The 2,062-nt window shown below is 51.7% G+C and carries 1 protein-coding gene; it reads right to left on the minus strand.

Going from position 1 to position 2,062, the window contains the following annotated elements; genetic code table 11:
- Window positions 1-94: 94 nt before the first annotated feature.
- Window positions 95-1,822 (minus strand): glycoside hydrolase family 9 protein, encoded by a 1,728-nt coding sequence (locus Q0628_RS14315; RefSeq protein ID WP_298772118.1) that lies wholly within the window; start codon window positions 1,820-1,822, stop codon window positions 95-97.
- Window positions 1,823-2,062 lie beyond the last annotated feature (240 nt).

The following is a 2,062-nucleotide window of genomic DNA, read 5'->3' on the forward strand; positions in this document are numbered from 1 at the left end:
AATCACAGAAATCTTCTTCATCGACACCCCCTAATAAAAAAAAACGGACACAGCCTTAAGCCATATCCGTAATATATATTTTTTGAGCGGCGTGTTACTTTTTATAAATCGCTTCGAGGGCTGCGGCGAGGTACGCAAGCGGTGCATTCCAGTTGATGGCCGCTTCGTTGGTCGCGTAGCTGCAACGGTTATCGATGTAAGCAAGTGCCGGTTTGTCAGCGGCGGCGTAGTTCGGGCATTTCCAATTTTCCTTGCCATCCAGGTTGATGTCTTGCTTGCCCAAGTGCGGGCCACCCACGAGCATGCCGGGCACCGGATCGTCGACCATGTCCGATTCGCTCGGGCGGTGATGCGGGTTTCTCGGGCTACGATAACCAAATCCAGTCACATAGGTAATGTCCATCGGGTTCTTGCCAAGCAAGTAGTCCAGGCACTGCTGCGCTCCATCCACGTAGCTCTTGTCGCCGGTGAGCAGGTAAGCATGCACCAGCACCATGCCGTTGTTTGCCATAGCACTGTTAGAGCCCCAGTTCCAGCTCCAAGGGAATGCTGGCAAGCGGTAGGCGCTCGTGTCGCCCACGGCACGCAAGTTGTTGGCTTCATTCAAGACAGTCTTCTTGGCAGCGGCCACCAGTTCCTTGTCGAAGTCGGCGGAATCCAGTGCCACGCGGAAGGCGGCGAGCATGTTCACATTACCCCACCAGGCGCCATCGGGTGTGAACAGGTTCTGCTTCAGGTCATCCTGATAATACTGCTTCTTGGTGGCGCGATAGAGTTCGGCGGCAGCCCAGCGGAATTCGTCCTTGCCGTTTTCGTCACCAGGAGCGTAGCTACCCGTCTGCACATCGGCCGGTTGCTTGTAGAACTGCTGTGGATGCATCTTGGCCCATGCGTAGGCATCTTCGGCAGCCTTGAGTATCTTGTCGGAATAAGCCTTGTCGATATTCTTGTAAACAACGCTTGCCTGGGCCATCACGGCCGCAAAGTCGAGCGTTGCTGTTACATTCTTGATAATTGCGTAGCGCGCGTCCTTGTCATTTTCAGGAAGCACACTTCCGCTGAAACGCAGCGTGGACACCTTGTGGTAAACGCCGCCATCCTTGTCCTGCATGGTAAGCATCCAGTCCAGGTTGTAGCGCACTTCTTCGAGGAGTTCGGGGTACTTGGGGAATTCGCGCGGAATGTTCCAGGTGAGCGAATCGGCATACTTCGGGAAGTTCTCATAAATTTCGAGCAGGGTCCATACGGTAATGCCGGAGTTCACGATGTACTTGCCGTAGTCGCCGGCATCGTACCAGCCTCGGTCGGATTTGATTACTTGACCATTGCCTTTGCCGCCGGTCGCCTTGTCTGTGCCGTAAACGATCACTCGATTATCTTTATGGCCTGCAGCGCGGGCCCATTTGCCCGCATACTGGGGTTCAAGCGGCATGCTGGCGCGCTGGTAGTAGAACCACTTAAGGCTAGCCTTTACCAAGTCGTCATAGACGTTCTTGCCCACTACGATGGGAGTACCCACATATTCCTTGCCGCGGAAAAGGCGGTATGTGCCAGGTTTCTTGACTGCAGAAATATCGAAAGTCTGTACTTCTTCGCCGCTGTATTCCCAGTCATAGACCATGGGGGCCTTGAGTTTCAAGACAGTCTTTCCGTTAAGGTCACGGACTTCGAGCCCATTGGCATCGCTACCGGGGTAAACGACAATCTTTTCGGCATCGGGGGCAAAACCCAGCTGGTTTACGAGGGGGCCTGCAAAAGCAGACGAAAAAGACACGGCTACAGAAGCCGCTCCTGCAAAAAATGCGCTTTTAGAGAAATTCATACCTAGAATATACCTAAAAAGCGCGCCTAAGAGCGAGAAAAACCAACCATTTTCTGTTTTCAAGGGAAACCAGAAAGGGACTCACTAAAATACAAATAAATGAATTTTTTTTGAACAAAAACTTCCGCTTTCGTAAACTTTTTGTTATATTTCGGTTACTAACCTTCAATTAAGAGGAAACAAATGAAAAAAATATCTCTCATCGTTGCTGCTGTTCTGCTTGCAACTGGCCTTTCTCTC

Origin of the sequence: uncultured Fibrobacter sp. (genome assembly GCF_937877005.1) — a bacterium.
Lineage (GTDB): Bacteria > Fibrobacterota > Fibrobacteria > Fibrobacterales > Fibrobacteraceae > Fibrobacter.

Coding starts and splice junctions, on each gene's coding strand:
- Q0628_RS14315 (WP_298772118.1), bottom strand. CDS start 1,822: ATGAATTTCTCTAAAAGCGCATTTTTTGCAGGAGCGGCTTCTGTAGCC.